This is a genomic window from Streptomyces sp. NPDC048718 (assembly GCF_043198875.1).
Taxonomy (GTDB): domain Bacteria; phylum Actinomycetota; class Actinomycetes; order Streptomycetales; family Streptomycetaceae; genus Streptomyces.
In genome coordinates this window covers 107517-125735 of record NZ_JBICVG010000011.1, presented here as the reverse complement: position 1 = coordinate 125735, position 18219 = coordinate 107517, and the positions used below count along the sequence as shown (strand labels likewise).

General features: G+C 70.5%; 13 protein-coding genes and 2 pseudogenes. 10 read left to right on the top strand and 5 right to left on the bottom strand.

Going from position 1 to position 18219, the window contains the following annotated elements; translation table 11 throughout:
* The first annotated feature begins 103 nt into the window (after positions 1-103).
* From ACGFRB_RS21705 to ACGFRB_RS21675, 7 genes and pseudogenes are all read left to right on the top strand, one after another.
* A complete protein-coding gene (locus tag ACGFRB_RS21705; protein ID WP_393245060.1) occupies positions 104-1348 on the top strand; it encodes an alginate lyase family protein in 1245 nt (414 codons plus the stop codon).
* A gap of 308 nt (positions 1349-1656) precedes the next feature.
* Positions 1657-2499, top strand: coding sequence for a nitrilase-related carbon-nitrogen hydrolase (locus tag ACGFRB_RS21700; protein WP_393245058.1), 843 nt, complete (start codon positions 1657-1659; stop codon positions 2497-2499).
* A complete protein-coding gene (locus ACGFRB_RS21695) occupies positions 2496-3776 on the top strand; it encodes an aspartate aminotransferase family protein (protein WP_393245056.1) in 1281 nt (426 codons plus the stop codon). The genes ACGFRB_RS21700 and ACGFRB_RS21695 overlap by 4 nt, the downstream gene beginning before the upstream one ends.
* Positions 3777-3978: 202 nt before the next feature.
* The gene (gene hydA / locus ACGFRB_RS21690) at positions 3979-5367 is read left to right on the top strand and encodes a dihydropyrimidinase (protein WP_393245054.1); all 1389 of its coding nucleotides are present in this window, start codon (positions 3979-3981) and stop codon (positions 5365-5367) included.
* A gap of 124 nt (positions 5368-5491) precedes the next feature.
* Complete coding sequence (locus ACGFRB_RS21685) at positions 5492-6067, top strand: DUF6461 domain-containing protein (protein ID WP_393245052.1); 576 nt, start codon at positions 5492-5494, stop codon at positions 6065-6067.
* A gap of 511 nt (positions 6068-6578) precedes the next feature.
* Positions 6579-6725 (top strand): annotated as a pseudogene (locus ACGFRB_RS21680) (dihydropyrimidinase); the annotation flags it as partial.
* A gap of 10 nt (positions 6726-6735) precedes the next feature.
* Positions 6736-7740: pseudogene (locus tag ACGFRB_RS21675) on the top strand (TIGR03842 family LLM class F420-dependent oxidoreductase); the annotation flags it as partial.
* Positions 7741-7749: 9 nt separating this feature from the next.
* On the opposite strand, the gene ACGFRB_RS21670 reads toward ACGFRB_RS21675, so the two are convergent.
* The 3 genes from ACGFRB_RS21670 to ACGFRB_RS21660 form a co-directional block, all read right to left on the bottom strand.
* Entirely contained in the window at positions 7750-9276 is a 1527-nt protein-coding gene (locus ACGFRB_RS21670) for an RICIN domain-containing protein (RefSeq protein ID WP_393245050.1), read from the bottom strand.
* 30 nt (positions 9277-9306) lie between these two features.
* Positions 9307-9816: a hypothetical protein gene (locus ACGFRB_RS21665; RefSeq protein WP_393245048.1), complete on the bottom strand. Its 510-nt coding sequence runs from the start codon at positions 9814-9816 to the stop codon at positions 9307-9309.
* Positions 9817-9880: 64 nt separating this feature from the next.
* Positions 9881-10981 (bottom strand): hypothetical protein, encoded by a 1101-nt coding sequence (locus tag ACGFRB_RS21660; protein ID WP_393245047.1) that lies wholly within the window; start codon positions 10979-10981, stop codon positions 9881-9883.
* A 448-nt stretch (positions 10982-11429) separates the two neighbouring features.
* Between ACGFRB_RS21660 and ACGFRB_RS21655 the strand changes: the two genes are divergently transcribed.
* The 3 genes from ACGFRB_RS21655 to ACGFRB_RS21645 all read left to right on the top strand — a co-directional run bounded on the left by ACGFRB_RS21655 (position 11430) and on the right by ACGFRB_RS21645 (position 15810).
* Positions 11430-12149 (top strand): hypothetical protein, encoded by a 720-nt coding sequence (locus ACGFRB_RS21655; RefSeq protein ID WP_363006112.1) that lies wholly within the window; start codon positions 11430-11432, stop codon positions 12147-12149.
* An 88-nt stretch (positions 12150-12237) separates the two neighbouring features.
* Positions 12238-14112: an FG-GAP-like repeat-containing protein gene (locus ACGFRB_RS21650; RefSeq protein WP_393245045.1), complete on the top strand. Its 1875-nt coding sequence runs from the start codon at positions 12238-12240 to the stop codon at positions 14110-14112.
* Positions 14113-15165: 1053 nt separating this feature from the next.
* Complete coding sequence (locus tag ACGFRB_RS21645) at positions 15166-15810, top strand: PAS domain-containing protein (RefSeq protein ID WP_393245043.1); 645 nt, start codon at positions 15166-15168, stop codon at positions 15808-15810.
* Between the two features lie 254 nt (positions 15811-16064).
* Here ACGFRB_RS21645 and ACGFRB_RS21640 read toward each other — a convergent pair whose 3' ends face one another.
* Positions 16065-16583 (bottom strand): RNA polymerase sigma factor, encoded by a 519-nt coding sequence (locus tag ACGFRB_RS21640; RefSeq protein ID WP_361232148.1) that lies wholly within the window; start codon positions 16581-16583, stop codon positions 16065-16067.
* Between the two features lie 46 nt (positions 16584-16629).
* Positions 16630-17934, bottom strand: a complete 1305-nt coding sequence (locus ACGFRB_RS21635) for a condensation domain-containing protein (RefSeq protein ID WP_393245041.1) — start codon at positions 17932-17934, stop codon at positions 16630-16632.
* Positions 17935-18219: the final 285 nt, after the last annotated feature.

Sequence of the window (18219 nt, the reverse complement as noted above, 5' to 3'; positions counted from 1 at the left end):
CCAGGGGCCCCGGCAGGGGCCGCCCCGGGCGGCGCCCCCGTACGCCGAACCGGGTGGCCTAGCAGCGGATGCGGGCCCGGGGGCCCGGCGCCACCGTGGACGGGTGAAACCTCGTCGGAAGAACCACCGGCCGTCCCGGCCCGCCCGCCGGATCGCGGCCCTCGCCGCCGTGCTGCTGTCCGCCGCCCTCGCGGGCGGCTGCGGTTTTGGTGCCGGGACGCCGCGGGGCGACGCCCCGCCCGGGACGGCCCCCCAGCACTTCCGGCACCCGGGCGTGGTGGTCGGCGGGGCCCAGCTGGCCGCCGTACGCAAGCACGTCGCCGCCGGTCAGGAGCCGTGGAAGTCGGCGTACGAGAAGATGAGCGCCAGCAAGTACGCGGCGCGCGACTACACCCCGCACCCCGCGAAGGTCGTCGCCTGCGCCTCCAACGCCGGCACCGACGCCTGCGTCGCCGAACGCGAGGACGCCATCGCCGCGTACACCCAGGCCCTCATGTGGTCGGTCTCCGGCGACACCGCGTACGCGCGCGGAGCCGTCGCCATCATGGACGCCTGGTCGGAGCAGGTGAAGGAGCACACACGCGACGACGCCGACCTCCAGACCGCCTGGTCGGGCTCCACCTGGGCGCGCGCCGCCGAGATCGTGCACGCCGGATACCCGGCGTGGCCGGGCCCCCTGGTGCAGCGCTTCAAGTGGATGCTGCGCAAGGCGTATCTGCCCGATGTCACCGCCAAGGTCCCCGACTACAACGGCAATTGGGAACTGGCGATGACCGACGCCACCATGAGCATGGCCGTGTTCCTGGAGGACCGGACGCTCTACGAGGACGCGGTACGGCGCTACCGCGCCCGGGTGCCCGCGTACTTCTACCTGGCCTCCGACGGGGCGCTGCCCAAGCCGCCGCCCGGCGGGAGCGTCAAGTCGGCCGACCAGCTGGCCGCGTACTGGTTCGGGCAGCGCACCTACCGGGACGGGCTCGGGCAGGAGACCTGCCGCAACTTCATGCACATCGGCTACTCGCTGGCCGCCACCGCCCACATCGCCGAGACCGCCTGGCACCAGGGCCTCGACCTCTACCGGGAGGAGGCCGACCGGCTGACGGCCGCCCTGGAGTTCCACGCCCGCTACCAGCTCGGGGCCGCCGCCCCGCGCTGGCTGTGCGGCGGCGCGGTCAAGCGCACCATGGGCCCGGACGTCGAGGTCGCCCTCAATCACTTCCGGGGGCGGATGCACCGCTCCCTGCCGGAGACCGAGAAGCTGGCGGAGCGTCTGCGGCCGGGCGGCACCGACGATCTCTTCGTGGCCTGGGAGACCCTGACGCACGCGGACAACCCGACCCCGGCGTAGCCCCGAGCCCCGAGCCCCGAGCCCCAGCCCTGAGAGTCGAGAGCCCCGGGGGCCGGGCTCCCGGGGTCCGCGAGCCGAGGGGTGAGGTGCGGCGGGAGGGGTGGCGGACGGGCGGGCCGAGCGTGATCGGGATACACCGGACGTGTCGTTACGTGTCCGGCGTGGACCACTCGGGTATGAAACATGATCGACTCCGCTGCTTCTCGGTGGTGGTCTTGCTCCGGGCTGTGACGGGGCTTACGTTCTCCTCCTACGCATCGCGTCTACGTGCGTAGAGGCTCTCTGACGCCGTGCCGAAGGAGCAGCTCATGACCGACGTCGTACGCGCCGCGCTCGTCCAGGCGACCTGGACCGGCGACACCGAATCCATGATCGCCAAGCATGAGGAACACGCCCGCGAGGCGGCCCGGCAGGGGGCGAAGGTCATCGGGTTCCAGGAGGTGTTCAACGCCCCGTACTTCTGCCAGGTGCAGGAACCCGAGCACTACCGCTGGGCCGAGCCCGTGCCCGACGGCCCCACGGTGCGCCGGATGAGCGACCTCGCCCGGGAGACCGGGATGGTGATCGTCGTCCCCGTCTTCGAGATCGAGGACTCCGGCTTCTACTACAACACCGCCGCCGTCATCGACGCCGACGGCAGCTACCTCGGCAAGTACCGCAAGCACCACATCCCGCAGGTCAAGGGATTCTGGGAGAAGTACTACTTCCGCCCCGGAAACGCCGGCTGGCCCGTCTTCGACACCGCCGTCGGCAAGGTCGGCGTCTATATCTGCTACGACCGGCACTTCCCGGAGGGCTGGCGGCAACTCGGCCTGCAAGGAGCCCAGTTGGTCTACAACCCGTCCGCCACCTCGCGCGGTCTGTCCAGCTACCTCTGGCAGCTCGAACAGCCCGCCGCCGCCGTCGCCAACGAGTACTTCGTCGCCGCCATCAACCGGGTCGGCCAGGAGGAGTACGGCGACAACGACTTCTACGGCAGCAGCTACTTCGTCGACCCCCGCGGTCAGTTCGTCGGCGACGTCGCCTCCGACAAGGAGGAGGAACTCGTCGTCCGCGACCTCGACTTCGGCCTCATCGACCAGGTCCGGCAGCAGTGGGCCTTCTACCGGGACCGCCGCCCCGACGCGTACGACGGGCTGGTGAAGCCGTGAGCAGTCTGTACGACCGGCACCGCGCCGTCCTGCCCGAGTGGCTCGCCCTCTACTACCGCGAGCCCATCGAGATCACCCACGGCGAGGGCCGCCACGTCTGGGACGCCGACGGCAACCGCTACCTCGACTTCTTCGGCGGCATCCTCACCACCATGACCGCCCACGCCCTCCCCGAGGTCACCAAGGCCGTCGCCGAACAGGCCGGGCGGATCATCCACTCCTCCACCCTCTACCTCAACCGCCCCATGGTGGAACTGGCCGAACGGATCGCCACCCTCTCCGGCATCCCCGACGCCCGGGTCTTCTTCACCACCTCCGGCACCGAGGCCAACGACACCGCCCTGCTCCTGGCCACCGCGTACCGAGGCTCCAGCCAGCTCCTGGCGATGCGCAACAGCTACCACGGCCGCTCCTTCTCCACCGTGGGCATCACCGGCAACCGCTCCTGGTCGCCCACCGGCCTCTCCCCGCTGCACACCCTGTACGTGCACGGCGGGGTCCGCACCCGGGGCCCGTACGCCCAGTACAGCGACGAGCGGTTCATCGAGGCGTGCGTCGCCGACCTGGAAGACCTGCTCGGCCACACCCGCGACGTCGCCGCGCTCATCGCCGAACCCATCCAGGGCGTCGGCGGGTTCACCTCCCCGCCCGACGGCCTGTACGCCGCCTTCCGTCAAGTCCTGGACCGGCACGGCATCCTGTGGATCTCCGACGAGGTGCAGACCGGCTGGGGCCGCACCGGTGAGAACTTCTGGGGCTGGCAGGCTCACGGTCAGGCCGGGCCGCCCGACATGCTCACCTTCGCCAAGGGCATCGGCAACGGCATGTCCATCGGCGGCGTCGTCGCCCGCGAAGAGATCATGAATTCTCTCGACGCCAACTCCATCTCCACCTTCGGCGGTTCGCCCGTCACCATGGCCGCCGGCCTCGCCAACCTCGGCTACCTCCTCGACCACGACCTCCAGGGCAACGCCCGCCGCGTCGGCGGTCTGCTCATCGAACGCGTCCGGGCCGCGGCGGCGGGCGTCGAGGCCGTACGGGAAGTACGCGGGCGCGGGCTGATGATCGGCGTCGAACTCACCCGGCCGGGCACCGATCTCGCCCACCCCGAGGCCGCCTCCGCCGTCCTGGAGGCCGCCCGCGAGAGCGGGCTCCTCATCGGCAAGGGCGGCGGTCACAACACCAGCACCCTGCGCATCGCGCCGCCGCTCTCGCTCACCGTCGCCGAAGCGGAGGAGGGCGCGGCCATCCTCGAACAGGCCCTGCACGCGCTCTAGTTCGCTGGAAGGGGCGGATCAGGGCCCGGAGCGGCCCTGATCCACTCGCGGCAACGCCCGCCCGCGCCCCGGTCCGAGTCCGGGTACGGGTCCGGGTACGCGGCGGGTCCACGGCAGGTCCGTACCCGCACCCGAAGACGGGGCGCCGGCGCCCGCCGCTCCACGAACGACAACCCGTATCCGACGCGAACGGAGTCATGCTGTGGCACGCACCCTGATCACCGGCGGCCTGGTCGTCACCGCCTCCGACGAAATGCATGTCGACGTCCTGATCGACCAGGGCAAGGTCGTCGCGCTCGCCACTCCTGACAGCCACGGATGGACCGCCGACAGGGTCCTGGACGCCACGGGTATGTACGTGATCCCGGGCGGCGTGGACGCTCACACTCACATGGAGATGCCTTTCGGAGGCACGACGGCCTCCGACTCGTTCGAGACGGGCACCAGGGCCGCGGCGTGGGGCGGAACGACGACCATCATCGACTTCGCCATTCAGTCGAGGGGCGGGTCGCTGCGCGAAGGATTCGACAGCTGGCTGCACAAGGCCGACGGACAGTGCGCCGTCGACTACGCCTTCCACATGATCATGTCCGACGTGAACGAGTCCTCGCTCAAGGAGATGGACACCCTCATCGAGGGCGGTGTGAGCTCGTTCAAGCTCTTCACCGCGTATCCGGGAGTCTTTCTCTCCGATGACGGTCAGATCCTCCGGGCCATGCAACGCGCCGCCGACAACGGCGGCTTGATCATGACCCACGCCGAAAACGGTCTGGCCATCGATGTCCTGGTGGAGCAGGCACTGGCTCGTGGCGAGCGGGATCCTCGCTATCACGGCGAAGTGCGCAAGGCGCTTTTGGAGGCCGAAGCCACCCACCGGGTCATCCGGCTGAGCCAGGTCGCCGGCGCCCCGGTCTATGTCGTCCACGTATCCGCCCAGGAGGCGGTCGCCGAACTGGCGCGTGCGCGGGACGAGGGCCTCCCGGTCTTCGGTGAGACATGCCCGCAGTACCTGTTTTTGTCGACCGACAATCTGGCGGAGCCGGACTTCGAGGGGGCCAAGTACGTCTGCTCGACGCCGTTGCGTCCGAAGGAGCACCAAGCGGCCTTGTGGAGAGGGCTGCGGACGAACGACCTCCAGGTGGTGTCCACGGACCATTGCCCGTTCTGCTTCAAGGGGCAGAAGGACATGGGGATCGGCGACTTCTCCAGGATTCCCAATGGAATGCCCGGCGTGGAGAACCGCATGGACCTCCTCCATCAGGCGGTGGTCGACGGACATGTCTCCCGGACCCGCTGGATCGACATCGCCTGCGCGGCTCCGGCGAAGATGTTCGGCCTGTATCCGCAGAAGGGGACCATCGCACCGGGCGCGGACGCGGACATCGTGATCTACGACCCGGAGGCGGAGCAGGTGATGTCCGCGAAGACGCATCACATGAACGTCGACTACTCGGCGTACGAAGGAAAGCCGGTGAAGGGCAGGGTCCGGACCGTCCTCTCGCGGGGAGTTCCGGTGATCGAAGCCGGCCGGTACGTGGGTCATGCTGGGCACGGGACGTATCTCCCGCGAGGGCTCTCGCAGTTCCTGTGACCGGTCAGGAGCGCGGTCGCCGGGCCGGTCGGCCTCGGGGACGTCATTTCGCGCACGTGTGCGTGCGGTTGTCCGGTAGGGTCACGGCGCACGTGCACGGGTGACCCCAGGGCGGAGATGGCGGATGACCGACGACGGAATGCAGTGGATCCCGGACGCGTTCGAGACGTACTGCCTGATGCTCGTACGGGAACTCACGGTCCCCGAGCTGGTGCGGCGCCTTGGGGCGGACCCCGTCGGCGTGAAGCCGGGCGTGACCGGCCCGGAGGCCTTCTCGCTGGCGATGAACGAGGGGCCGGTCTCCCTCCTCGGCACGAGTCGGGGATGGGCCTTTTCCCTGGAGCACTGGAGCGACCAGGGAGCCGAAGCCGACGTGCTGGCCGAGGTGTCCAGGGGCACCGAGGCGGTCGTGCTGGTCAACAGCGGTATCGGGATGACGCGTTTCCTGCACGCCGTGGACGGTCTGGTGGTGGCCGACTTCGAGCCGGGCGTGCCCGCCACGGACGTGGATTTCTCCAGGGCCGAGCGGCTGGCGCCCTTCGCGGGTGACGCGGACTTCTTCGAGGCGGACGGCTCGCCCGTCCTGGGGGAGGCGGGCGAAGAGCTGTGGATGCTCCGGTTCGCGGAGCGCGTCTTCGAACTGTCCCTGCCCCGCGCGGAATTGGAGCACGGCGCGCTCGCCGCTGTGCTCCTCCCGTGACGGCCGGCCGTACAGGGCAGCGGGGCGGAGCAGTCGATCCGCTCCACCCCGCCTCATTCAGTCCCGGGCCGTACTAACTACGGGTGCGAACCCAGCAGATCTTGGTGAGATCCGTGCACTCTTCGAACCCCGGCGTGCTGCGGGAGTTTCGCCGGACCGAGAGGTCCTGGCCGCTCCGGGCCCGTCTTCGACTCGACGGCCTTCGGTGGAGGGGAAGCGAGACTTTCTCGGCCTATTCAGCCTTCTCAGCCTTCTCGGCCTTCTCGGTTTTCTCGGTATCGAGGTCCGAGTCGCGAGCACGGCGACGGGTTCTGTGCGAAGTGCCGGTGCCCGTTCGAGACCCGGTTCGAGAGGAGCGGACGGCCCACTCCCCTCCCACTCACCGGTACGCAAGGGAAGAAGATCGAGGCGCTCTTCCCAATCCCGGAGAAGAAGTCCAGGATTGTGCCCCCGCGACTCGCGTTCGAGGCGTCGTTGTACGAGGTTCGGCATGGCCGCATGTGGAAAGCTCTACTCGGCGTACGAGGGGAAGACGGCCACCGGCCGGGTGGAGACCGTCCTCTCGCGCGGCGACCCCGTCATCGAGCAGCGGACGTACGCGGGCCGGCCCGGCCACGGCGGTCTCGTCCCCCGCTCCACCCGCCAGTACCTCGACTAGGAGCCGCCCCGTGGACTTCGGACTCGTCCTGCAGACCGACCCGCCCGCCTCGCAGGTCGTCGGCCTGATGCGCCGCGCGGAACGCAACGGCTTCCGCTACGGCTGGACCTTCGACTCCGCCGTGCTGTGGCAGGAACCGTTCGTCATCTACAGCCGGATCCTGGAGCACACCACCAAGCTCCACGTCGGCCCCATGGTGACCAACCCGGGCACCCGTACCTGGGAGGTCACCGCCTCCACCTTCGCCACGCTCAACGACATGTTCGGCAACCGGACCGTCTGCGGCATCGGCCGCGGCGACTCCGCGATGCGCGTCGCCGGCCGCAAGCCGAACACCCTGGCCCGGCTCGGCGAGGCCATGGACGTCATCCGCGACCTCGCCGAGGGGCGGGAGGCGGAGGTGGACGGCAACCCGATCCGCCTGCCGTGGGTCAAGGACGGCAAGCTGCCGATGTGGATGGCGGCGTACGGGCCGAAGGCGCTCGCGCTCGCCGGACAGAAGGCCGACGGGTTCATCCTCCAGCTCGCTGACCCGTTCCTGACCGAGTGGATGGTCAAGGCGGTCCGGCAGGCGGCCGCCGACGCCGGCCGCGACCCGGCCTCGGTCGCCATCTGCGTGGCCGCCCCGGCGTACGTCACCCCCGACGACTCGCCCGAGGCCCTGGCCCACGCCCGCGAGCAGTGCCGCTGGTTCGGCGGCATGGTCGGCAACCACGTCGCCGACCTGGTCGCCCGGTACGGCGAGCACTCCGGTATGGTCCCGGACGAGCTGACCGAGTACATCAAGAACCGTCACGGCTACGACTACAGCCACCACGGCCGCACCGGAAACCCCGACACCGAGTTCGTCCCGGACGAGATCGTCGACCGCTTCTGCCTCCTCGGCCCGGTGGGCGCACACGTCGAGAAGCTGCGGCAACTGCGCGAGCTCGGCGTGGACCAGTTCGCCCTCTACGCCATGCACGACGACCGCGAGGGGACGATCGACGCCTACGGGACGGAGGTCATCCCGGCCTTCCCCGCGTCATTCGGAGAGCAGTTGCCACTGCCGGTCCCGGTGGTCTCCCTCCGCCCGGTGCTGGGTGATCGTCGTGCGGGCGTTGGTGTCGACGCGCAGGAGCAGCCCGCTGTTCCGGTTCACGATCTCGTACACCGGCGGGGAAGCGGTCGCGGAGCTCACCGGGATCAGCCTCCAGTGCTGGTGGTGCGCGTCGTCGCCCGCGTAGGAGCGCTGTGCCACCACCGCCCCGGCCGTCTCGTGCGCGTCGGTGACCTCCAGGACCTTGCCGCTGCGTACGTTCTCGATCGTGTACAGGGTGTCGCCGCCGTCCTCGCCCGCCACGACCAGCCGCCACCGCTGGTGACCCCGCGGGGTGGCGAGCGACTGGTGGATCTCGGCCCCGTCCTTGGTGGACTCGCGCCGCACCGCCATCCGCAGCAGGCTGCGCACATTGGTCCAGGAGACGACCGTGCCCGAGTCGGGCAGTCCGGCCCGCTTCGGCAGTGCGATCCTGCGGACCCGGTGGTTGGCGTGGTCGGCGATGTAGAGGGCGCCGGCGCGGTCGACGGCGATTCCGATCGGCTTGTTCAACTGGGCGGCGGTGGCGGGGCTTTCGTCTCCGCCGAAGCCCGCGGATCCCGTGCCGGCGATGGTGTCGATCTTCCCGTCGGCGGTGATCCGCCGGATCCGGTGGTTGCCGAACTCGGCGATGTAGAGGGTGCCGGCGCTGTCCACCGTCACTCCGAACGGGCCGTCCAACTGGGCGGCGGTGGCGGGGCCGCCGTCGCCGCTGAAGCCCTTGGTGCCGGTACCGGCGACCGTGTCGATCCTCCCGTCGGCGGTGATCCTGCGGACGCGGTGGCTGCCCTCGTCGGCGATGTAGAGGTCGCCCGCGCGGCCCACCTCCAGCCCCCTCGGGGTGCGCAGTTGGGCCGAGACGGCCGGTCCGCCGTCTCCGGCTGAGCCTGCGGTACCGGTCCCCGCGATCGTGCTGATCCTTCCGTCGGGCGTGACTTTGCGGATCCGGCGGTTGTTGTGGTCGGCGATGTAGAGGGTGCCCCGGCCGTCCACGGCCACTCCGTACGGGCCGTCCAGCTGGGCGGCGGTGGCGGGGCCGCCGTCGCCGCTGAAGCCCTTGGTGCCGGTACCGGCGACGGTGCAGATCCGCCCGTCGGTGGTGACCTTGCGGACCTGGTGGTTCTCGGAGTCGGCGATGTAGACGGTGCCCATGCCGTCCACCGCCACCCCGCGGGGCACGTTCAACTGGGCCGAGAGGGCCGGGCCGCAGTCGCCGCTGAAGCCCTTGGTGCCCGTTCCGGCGATGGTGGCGATCTTTCCGTCGGGGGTGATCCGCCGGATCCGGTGGTTGTTGAACTCGGAGACGTAGAGGGTTCCGGTGGCGTCCACCGCGACCTCGTACGGGTTGCGCAACTGAGCCGCGACGGCGGGCCCGTTGTCGCCGCTGAAGCCCGCGACTCCGGTTCCCGCGAAGGTGTTGATCGGAGGGGCGGGGTCCGCGTTCCCCGTGGTCGCCTCGTGGTCGGTGCTCATCGTCGTCCCTTCACCATTGCCGGCTGGCTGCTAGCGGTTGTCGTCGGAGGCGGTCGGCTTGTCGGCGGCCGGCTTCTCGGCGGTGGGCTTCTCCGCGGTCGGCTTGGGCGCCTCGGGGGCCTTGGAGAAGTCGCTCTTCTTCGGCCTGCTCTCCAGGTCCTCGTCCTTCTGGAGACCGTCGTGCTCCGTCACCGTCGAACTCGACTCCCGCATACCGGCGGAGGCCGCCTGGGACACCGAGCCGGGATTGCCCGCGTACTGGGCCTGCGCGCCGGCCGACGTCTGGGTGGCCTGGATGAAGGAGCCGAGGAAGCCCAGGACGGCCCGCGCCTCGGGCGACTGCTCCTGGACGACCTTCGCGCGCGAATTGGCCCCGTGGATCGAGCTGTTGAACAGACTCGCGCTCGTGTCGTCGTACGTGTCGTCGTCGGCGTCCTCGAAGTCGACGCCGGCACCCGGCTGCGGCTTGGTGCCGTCGGTGGTCACCGAGAAGAGCCCCGCGCCCTTGCCCGCGAAGCCGAAGATGTTGTCGAACACCATGGTCGTTTCCCTGCTCGTGGTCGTCGTGGTCGTCGTGGTCGTCGTGACGGTGCCGGCCGCCCGGTCACGGCTTCTTGTGCAGCTCCCGTTCGCTGCCGGTGAGGCCCTCGCCGTCGAACATCGTGTGATGGACCTCCAATGCGGAGACGACCTCGGCCAGCCCCTTCATACGGAAGCCGTTGCCGCCTGCCAGGTCGATGTCGCCGAGGGGCCGGGCGACCACATGGTCGAGGCCGGGGTAGTCGCCCGGCTGCGGGGGAGAGAGCACCGCCACCGGGACGTCGTACTGCACCGCGAGCAGCCCGGAGAAGGTCACCGGGATCTCGTACGAGTACTGCTTGCGGGTGCGTCGCTGCGTGACGATGGTCTCCACCCGGGAACCCGGCGGCACCGTGCCGGAGATCTCGGACTTCGAGGCCCAGCTGGTGGTCAGGGACCCGCCGACGGAGGCCGTGATGCCCAGCATCAACTGGGCGTTGAGCTCCGCGCTGCCGGTGGCGCTGCCCGTGGTCGTGAACGCCCCCGAGGTCGTCACCGAGTTCGACGCGGAGTTCGCCACCGAGTTGGTCACTGCGTTCTCGGCGCCGTTCACGGTGTCCGAGCCGATGTCGTCCTTGCTGTTCTCGTTGCTGACGGAGTTCTGGACCTTGTTCTCCATTCCGTTCTGGAGCTGCGTCCCGAACTGCGTCTGGAGGTCCAGCTGGAGCTGGTTTTGGAGCTGGAGCTGGAGCTCCGCGCTGATGCTGCCGCCGAAGGTGAGCTGGGCCTCCCCCTGGAGCGTCCAGCTGACCTCGTTCGACACGGTGAACTCGACCGCGTCGGTGAAGTTCATCGTGGACGCCTCGCTGCGGTTGGCGTAGGTGCGCGAGGAGAAGGTGTCCGGCGGGGGCTGGTCGACGTTGCGCCGCTCCTCGATCAGCGGCTCCCCGAGGTTCATGTAGGCGAGCCAGCCCAGTTTGAACGCGGATCCCGGGAAGGCGCCGAAACTCGACTTGTTCAAGGAGAACCCGACGGGCTTGTGCCGCACGCCGTAGTCGTCGACGTAGACCAGGTTGGGGTGGTCCAGGATGGACTGCCAATTCTGGTCGATATTGAGTTCTCGTAGATTCCTTTTCGTCAGCGGCTGGCGCTTGGCCCGTTCCAGGTTGTACGCGTTGGAAGGCATTCCCCGTCCTCGACTGATTTCGGCCGAATCGCGCTCGGTGAAGTGGAAGATGAAGCGGAAAGGAGAAGTGGAAAGGTGAAGCGGAAACGGAAGTCCGCGCACGTTCCGACGACCGAAGCTAGCAGTGGCCTCATTGCTCGGGGGGACGACTTCGGGAATCTTGCTCAATCGAGTGAACCGGGTGCCCTGGCCATCCTCAACTCGCGGCGATCCACGCTAGGTTCAGTTGCTGCCAGTCGGCGGTCGGCCGCTGTCCGGCCCTCCTTGCCCGCAGGTGCCGTGAAGTCGAGCGCGACCGCGGGCGAGGACACTCGTCCGTTCGCTCGCCCGTTTCCTGGACCGATGAGGTCAAGGGTGAATCGGCCTGTGATGGCGCTGCGCGAGGGGCCGGTGATTCGAGCGGCCGGCGTGTTGTTCTCCCTATCCAGAAGCAGGTGAGGTTTCCGCGATGTACACCCAGGAACGCACGGCGATGGCGAATTTGGTGGTCGGCGGCCCGGTGGCGGTGAACAGCTACGACAACGCCATCGTGGCGGCGTTGGTCGAGAACCGGCCGGTCATGCTCGTCCACGCCTTCAACGGTGGCTATCTGCGGCCCGCCGATCTGAAGGAGGAGAGCCACGACAAGGGGGTCGAGCTGGCCACCGCGCTCGACCCGGCCACCAAGGAGGCGCAGGGTCACCTCTGGTACATCACCCCCGGCGGCTTCTTCGGGCAGCGACCGCTGTACTTCCTGGAGAGCGCCGCCGGCCAGGTGACCCCCAAGCCCGCCGAGCCGGGAGAAGTCGAGGCCGGCCGCGGCGACGACGGCCTGCCGAAGCCGCGGCGCAGGCGCGTCACGGCCCATCAGGAGGCCCCGAAGAGCACCGCCGACACCGTCCAGGTGGGCCTGCCCGACAAGGTCGGCGACCTGTGGCGCGGGAAGAACGGCTCCCCCGAGGACACCCAGCTCTGGGTCGTCACGGTGACGCCGTGGGGCGGGATCACCTTCGTGCCGATCACCCACCCCGACGCCATCCTCGGGTTCAAGGACCACGCCGTGACGGGCGACAGCGAAGTGCGCCTCACCCACAACTGGGGCGGGGACTTCACCGGGACGGTCATCAACACCTTCTACCCGCGGCTGCCCAACGAGTGGAACGTGCCGTACCACCACGTCTTCACGTGAGCCGCGCCCGGCGCCGCGCCCCGCGTCGCGCCGACCCGGCCCCGAGCATCCCGAGCCCACGCCCGCACCGCCTGGAAGAGGCACCACCATGCCCGTGCCCACGGAAGAACTGAAACTGGAGATCGTCAACGCCGCCACGGGAAAGACGCTCGGCGCCCAGGCGCCACCGGGCGAGGACGGGGCGCTCGTGGTCCGGGACTTCCCCGACGACGGTCCGGCCCCGCAGCAGTGGCGGCTCCTGCCCGTGCCGGGCGGTGAGGAGCCGGACCATCCGGCGTACGTGATCCGTGACGCGGTCGGCGGAACGGCGCTCCACGACCCCGGCGCCGCGGACCGCGGTGTCCACCAGGGGGAGGCCGCCGACGGCGATCCGAGCCGGCAGTGGTTCGTCGTGCCCGTCGAGGGCGAAGCCGGCCTCTTCTTCATCGAGAGCGCGACCGACGGCACCGTTCTCGACCTCGGGGCCGACCCCGGCCCTGACGGCCCCGGCGGGCGCCGCGAGCCCGGCGTGGACGGCACCCGGGTCGTCCTGCGCGAGCACGACGACAGCGCGGAGAGCCAGCGGTGGCGGCTCGTCCCGGCCGAGCCCGAGCGCATCAGCGACCCCGTACTGCGCTGGGCGCCCCTGAGTCACTGGAACGGCCGCCGGTCCTGGCGGCTGGTCCACTCCCCGGCGGTGCGGCCGGCGCCCGGGGCGACGCCCTCGTTCAGCGACATGCTGCTGGTCCTCGAACAGTTCGGAAGCGACGAGCGGGCCGGCGCCTGGCAGGCCGGAGAGGCGACCCCCGGCCCCGGCGGGCAGCCGGGCTGGTGGGCCGGCCCCGGAGCCCGGTTCCTCGCCGACACCACGGGAGACGGGCAGGCGGACATTGTCGGGATCGAGCAGGCGAAGGGAGCCGTGACGTCGCCCAGCAGGGGGGACGGCACCTTCGACGACGAAGAGAGCGTCCTGCACCCGCCCGTACCGTCCGCCGGCCTCGAAGACCTGTGGACCCTCGTGGACACCACCGGCGACGGCAAGCCCGATGTCGTCGTGCTCGCCGCCGACGGTGTCCGGGTGTCCCCCCGGGGGGAGGACGGGACCTTCGCGCCCTCGGGCGCGGAACCGATCCTCAAGGCCTTCGGGCACGGCGCGCAGGGCGGCGCGTGGCAGGCCGCAAAGCATCCCCGTTTTCTCGCCGACCTCACGGGTGACGGCCGGCTCGACGTCGTCGGCTGTCACGACGACGGCGTGTGGGTGTCGCTCCAGGACGAGGGCGGAACGTTCGCGCCGCTCACGGACGAACCGGCGCTCCGGGCGTTCGGCCACGCCGAGAAGGCGGGCGGCTGGCGCGTCGGCACGCACCCGCGCTTCCTCGCCGACACCACGGGTGACGGCCGGCTGGACCTCGTCGGCTGTCACGACGACGGTGTCTGGGTGTCGCTCCAGGACGAGGAAGGAGCGTTCGCGGACCCGCTGTACGTCCTCGACGAGTTCGGGGTCGACCAGGGCTGGACCTCGGCCGGGGAACACCCCCGGTTCCTGCTGGGGACCACGGCCGGCGGAACATCGGACCTCGTCGGCTTCGGCCCCCAGGGTGTCGTCGTCGCACGCGGACGCGGCGACGGCAGGTTCGAGCCCGCGAAGCTCGTCCTGAACGACTTCGGGACCGCCCAGGGGTGGGCCGGCGAGAAGCACCTCCGCTTCCTCGCCGACGTCACCGGTGACGGCAACGTGGACATCATCGGCTTCGGCGACGAGGGCGTCTGGGTGTCCCACAGCCTCGGCGACGGCCGCTTCGAGCAAGCCCGGCTGGTGTGCCGCGGGTTCGGGTACGGCCGGGACGCGGGCAGCTGGCGCGTCGGGCGTCATCCCCGCTTCCTCGCCGACGTCACCGGTGACGGCCGGCTCGACCTCGTCGGCTTCGGCGGCCCGGGCGTGTACGTGGCCCGTAACCTCTTCCGCCGCTTCAGGACCCGATAAGCCCGCGGAGGATCTCCACCGCCACGTCCGCGGAGCACCTCCTCAACGGCGTGGTGAAATGCGGTGGTTACACCCGAACGTACGGCCTGATGTGCGCCCTCCGTCAGGCCGTGCAGGGGCGGGCCGGTAGCGGTCGCCGAGCAACGGCCGCCGCGCGAGAGGGCTTTCCGCGCCCGGCGTCACCTTGAGGGCAGGCCGCCGCATCGGCGCGACGCGCCGCCCGCCGGGCCGTCCCCTCGCCCGGCGGTTCGCGACGTCTCCGGGGCGGAACTCTCAGGCCCGCTTTCGGCGTGAGGCCGATGTGCGCCAGTGGCGCGTTATCAGCTCCGAGGGCAGACAACCGGCGATTCGAGTCAACTCGCCCAAACCGGCGGGTCGGTATGGCCGGATCCGGAAGCATCCCGATCCCGGTCGATGTCGCGACCAAGACGCGGCGGTGTCTCCACGCCGTGTCGCGGTCGCGACGACGGCCCGCTGATGGAGCGGCCGGCGGGGTCGGCGCACGCCGGACTCCAGGCGGTAGAAAGCCAGTTGGGAAGTCGGATCCTGTGGTCCCCGCGGTCCGGTGCGGGTTCCGCTCCCGCCCGTGTCGCCACGGTCGTCCGTCCGTAGGGGAGCGACCGCTCGGACGGTTCGCCCGGTCTGTCGTGGACGTGCGAAACCGTCGCGTGCCCCTGGCCCCGAGGCGGCGCGCGGAACGCGTTCACACCCGGGGTGGCTTGGCAAGGGGCTCCATGGGCATGTCGGCGAGATTTCGTCCTCCATTTGCCGCGCACTCTCCCCGAGGTGACTTTAGGTATGGCCCGGTGCCGGGAACGTGATTGGCCGAAATCGTGCGTTGGTAAAAAGGGTTTGAATACGCCCGGAAAGTGTGACCTTGCCAGGCGGGTTGTCCGGCCTTAGCCTCCGAGGTGCCGACCTGCCGCGATATCGCCCTGGTCGACGGATGGCCACGGGAACGCGGAGGACACGACACCAATGTCCCGAGGCCGTCCGCCGGACTCGGTGCGGTGTGTCGCGACCCTCCACGTACAAAGGGAAAACGGTATTTCCGTGGTGACCACAAGTCTCACCGCCTCATCCACCGCCGGTGTCACGGCTGACGTCGGCGCGACCCGCCGGCGCACCTACACGGCTCACGCGTGTACCAAGGACATGACCATCACCGCGGCGGAAGCCGATTTCGCGGCACGATTCGGCCTGAGCCCGGGGCAGATCTACGGGCGCGCGCTGAGCGACCTGCTCCAGGCGGGCACGCCCGCGCGTCTGCGGCACCGGTTCACCGAACTCTCCGAAGGCCGGGCGGGCTGGTTCACGGAGCGGGTGACCGGTCGGCACGCCGCCGGACGCGTCTTCGCCGCGGACCTGACGGCCATAGCGGTCACCGGCCCCGCCGGGACGGCCGGGCTGGTCCTCCTGCTGCGTCCGTTGGGTGAGGCGGACGTACCCGGCCCACGCGGCCTGACCCTCAGCGCGCTCGACGCGCGCGTGCTGGAGGGGGTGGCGGCCGGAGCGTCGACCGTACAGCTGGCCGGCCGGCTGTATCTGAGCCGCCAGGGCGTCGAGTACCGCGTCGGCCTGCTGCTGCGCCGATTCGACGCGCCCAACCGGCCCGCCCTCGTGGCCCGCGCCCACACCTACGGCCTGTTCGTGCCCGGCCAGTGGCCCCCGCAGGTGCTGCCGGACCTCGTCGAGTAGCCCAGGCGACGGCCGTGGCCGTCGCCGCCGTGGTCGTGGCCGGACCCGGGCCGGCTCGGCCGCGGCCCGTCGGCTCGTACGGCCTCCGGCGCACCGCACCCGTTCCGGCCCGGCGTATCGCTTCTTCCGTCGGGCGCCGGTCGCCGGGCGCCGATCGCACGGCGGAGGTCGTTCTCGTACTCCCGTACGAGAACGACCTCCGGCGCCGCGCGCCCTCAGGCGAACCCTGTGCAGGGCGCCCAGCGCCCCCGGCCTCAGGCCGCCGAAGGCTGCCACGCCTCCCGGAACCGCAGCCGGGCGCGGTGCAGCCGGGACCGTATGGTGCCCACCGGCAGCGACAGGACCCGGGCCATCTCCTCCTCGTTGAGGCCGTAGGCGCGCAGGGTGAGGACCTGCCGGTGGGACGTGGACAGCCGGTCCAGGACATCGCTGATGTGCACGGCGTCCAGCGGGTTCGTCTCCTGCCCCGGCTCGACCCGCTGGTACGGCCCCTCCTCGCCGGCCCGCTTCATGGTGCGTACCGCCTCCCGGACCGTCACCGAACGGACCCAGCCGTAGAACGCGGTCGGCTCGCGCAGGGTGCGCAGACCGCGGTAGACGGCGAGCAGCGCCTCCTGCGTGGCGTCGGCGCCGTCGTCACGGGTGATGGTCCGGCACAACCGGGCGACGTACGGGATGATCCCGGTCAGCAGCTGGTTCATGGCCTGCTCGTCGCCCGCCTGGGCGCGCGGCAGCAGCGTCAGGGGCGTGGGGATGTCGCTGACGTCGTTCATGTCGGCGAAAGGCTCCTTCTGGTGGCCGGTGCGATGCGTGAGCCGCTCAGTCCGCCGGTGCGGGAGCGGGCTCGGCGGCTTCGGTGAACGTGTCGAGCACCGTGCCGACCCCGTCGCGGAAGCCTTGGACGAGCTCCGGGCTGAAGCAGGCGGTGAAGAACGGGAACTCGATGGTGAGCCGTCCGTCGACGGAGATGACGCAGGCCATCACGGGGCTGCGCCCGGCCGCCGGGAAGTAGTTCTCCCGGCCGGGCAGCAGCCGCATGCCGGTGATCTCCAGGCCCTCGGGCAGCCGGGGGCCGGGGAGGACACCCATGTTCGTGGCGATCACGGTCGCCAGCTGCAGGAAGGGGTTGCGGGGGATCTCGGGCGTGATCCGGATCTCCTGGAACGGCTCGTCGCCCGCGAGGAACTCGCCGAGCCGCGCGTGGACGGTGCGGGCCAGCTCGAACGGGTCCGCGTCCGGGGCGACGTCCAGCGTCTGGAGATGGGTGGTGACGGCGGGGATCATCATCAGGGCGGGCGCCGGGGGCGAGAGCCGCGAGCGCAGGTCGACGGGGGAGAGGCAGCCGAGGGTGCGCGGCTCGTCGCCGGGCAGCTGACGGCGCGCCGTGGCCAGCAGGGCCGCGGTGATCAGGGCGTGCACGGACACGCCGGTCGCGCGGGCGGTGCGGCGCAGCCGGTCGGTGCGCTCCGCGTCCAGGGCCAGCAGCGCCGACTCGATCCGGCCCTCGCCCCGGTCCGCGACGGCGGTCGGGTCGTCGATGTCGAAGGGAATCAGCTCCGCCGGGCGCCGGCGTACCTCGTCCGTGCGCCGCAGCAGATAGGCGGCGGTCTTCTCCGGATCGGCCGGGGGCAGCAACGCGCTGATGGACGGCGGATACGCGGTGGCCCGGTCGGCGTCGCCGAGGCGCTCGCCGTGCTCGACCAGCTTCCGGTATCGCTCCCAGACCTCGTTGAGCAGGGCCATCGCGCTGCGCCCGTCGACGATGCTGTGATCCACGGACAGGACGAAGGCGTGTTCCTCACCGTCGGGGGAGTGCACCAGGGTCGCCCGGCTCAGCGGCCCGCCGAAGGGCAGGGATGTGTTCAGCTCCGTGGGGAAGGTGTCCTCGACGGCGCCGGTCCGCACGCTCAGCCGGGGGCGCTCCGCCTCGTCCAGCAGGTGCATCGCGAAGCCCTCGCCATCCGGCACGGTACGGCTCCGCAGCGACGGATGCGCCTCGGTGACGTCGTCGAACACGGTCGACAGCGCCTCGGCGTCGAGGCGCCCGCGCAGGGTGCAGGAGAGCACCGCCCGGCTTCGCTGCCGGACGTACAGCGTCTCCACCGGGCACAACACACGGCGCATCACTCAGGACCTCTTTCCGTCCACATTCCCGAAGACCGCCCCGGCTGACGACGGGTCAATGGGGCGGGTCCGATTCCACGTCCTTTCGAGAGTGCACGGTCGGACCCGTGCGAATCCACCCGGTGCCGCCGCACCCCGGAAACTCTCGTGTTTTCCCTAAAAGTTGTCGTGGATGCCGCTATCCCGGAACCGGCGTTCTTCAGGGAAATACCTGAATTCCGTTCCGGCGGCCCGGCCGGGCTTGACCCCGTGTGACCTGCTGTTCCACCGTGAGGAACGCTGAAC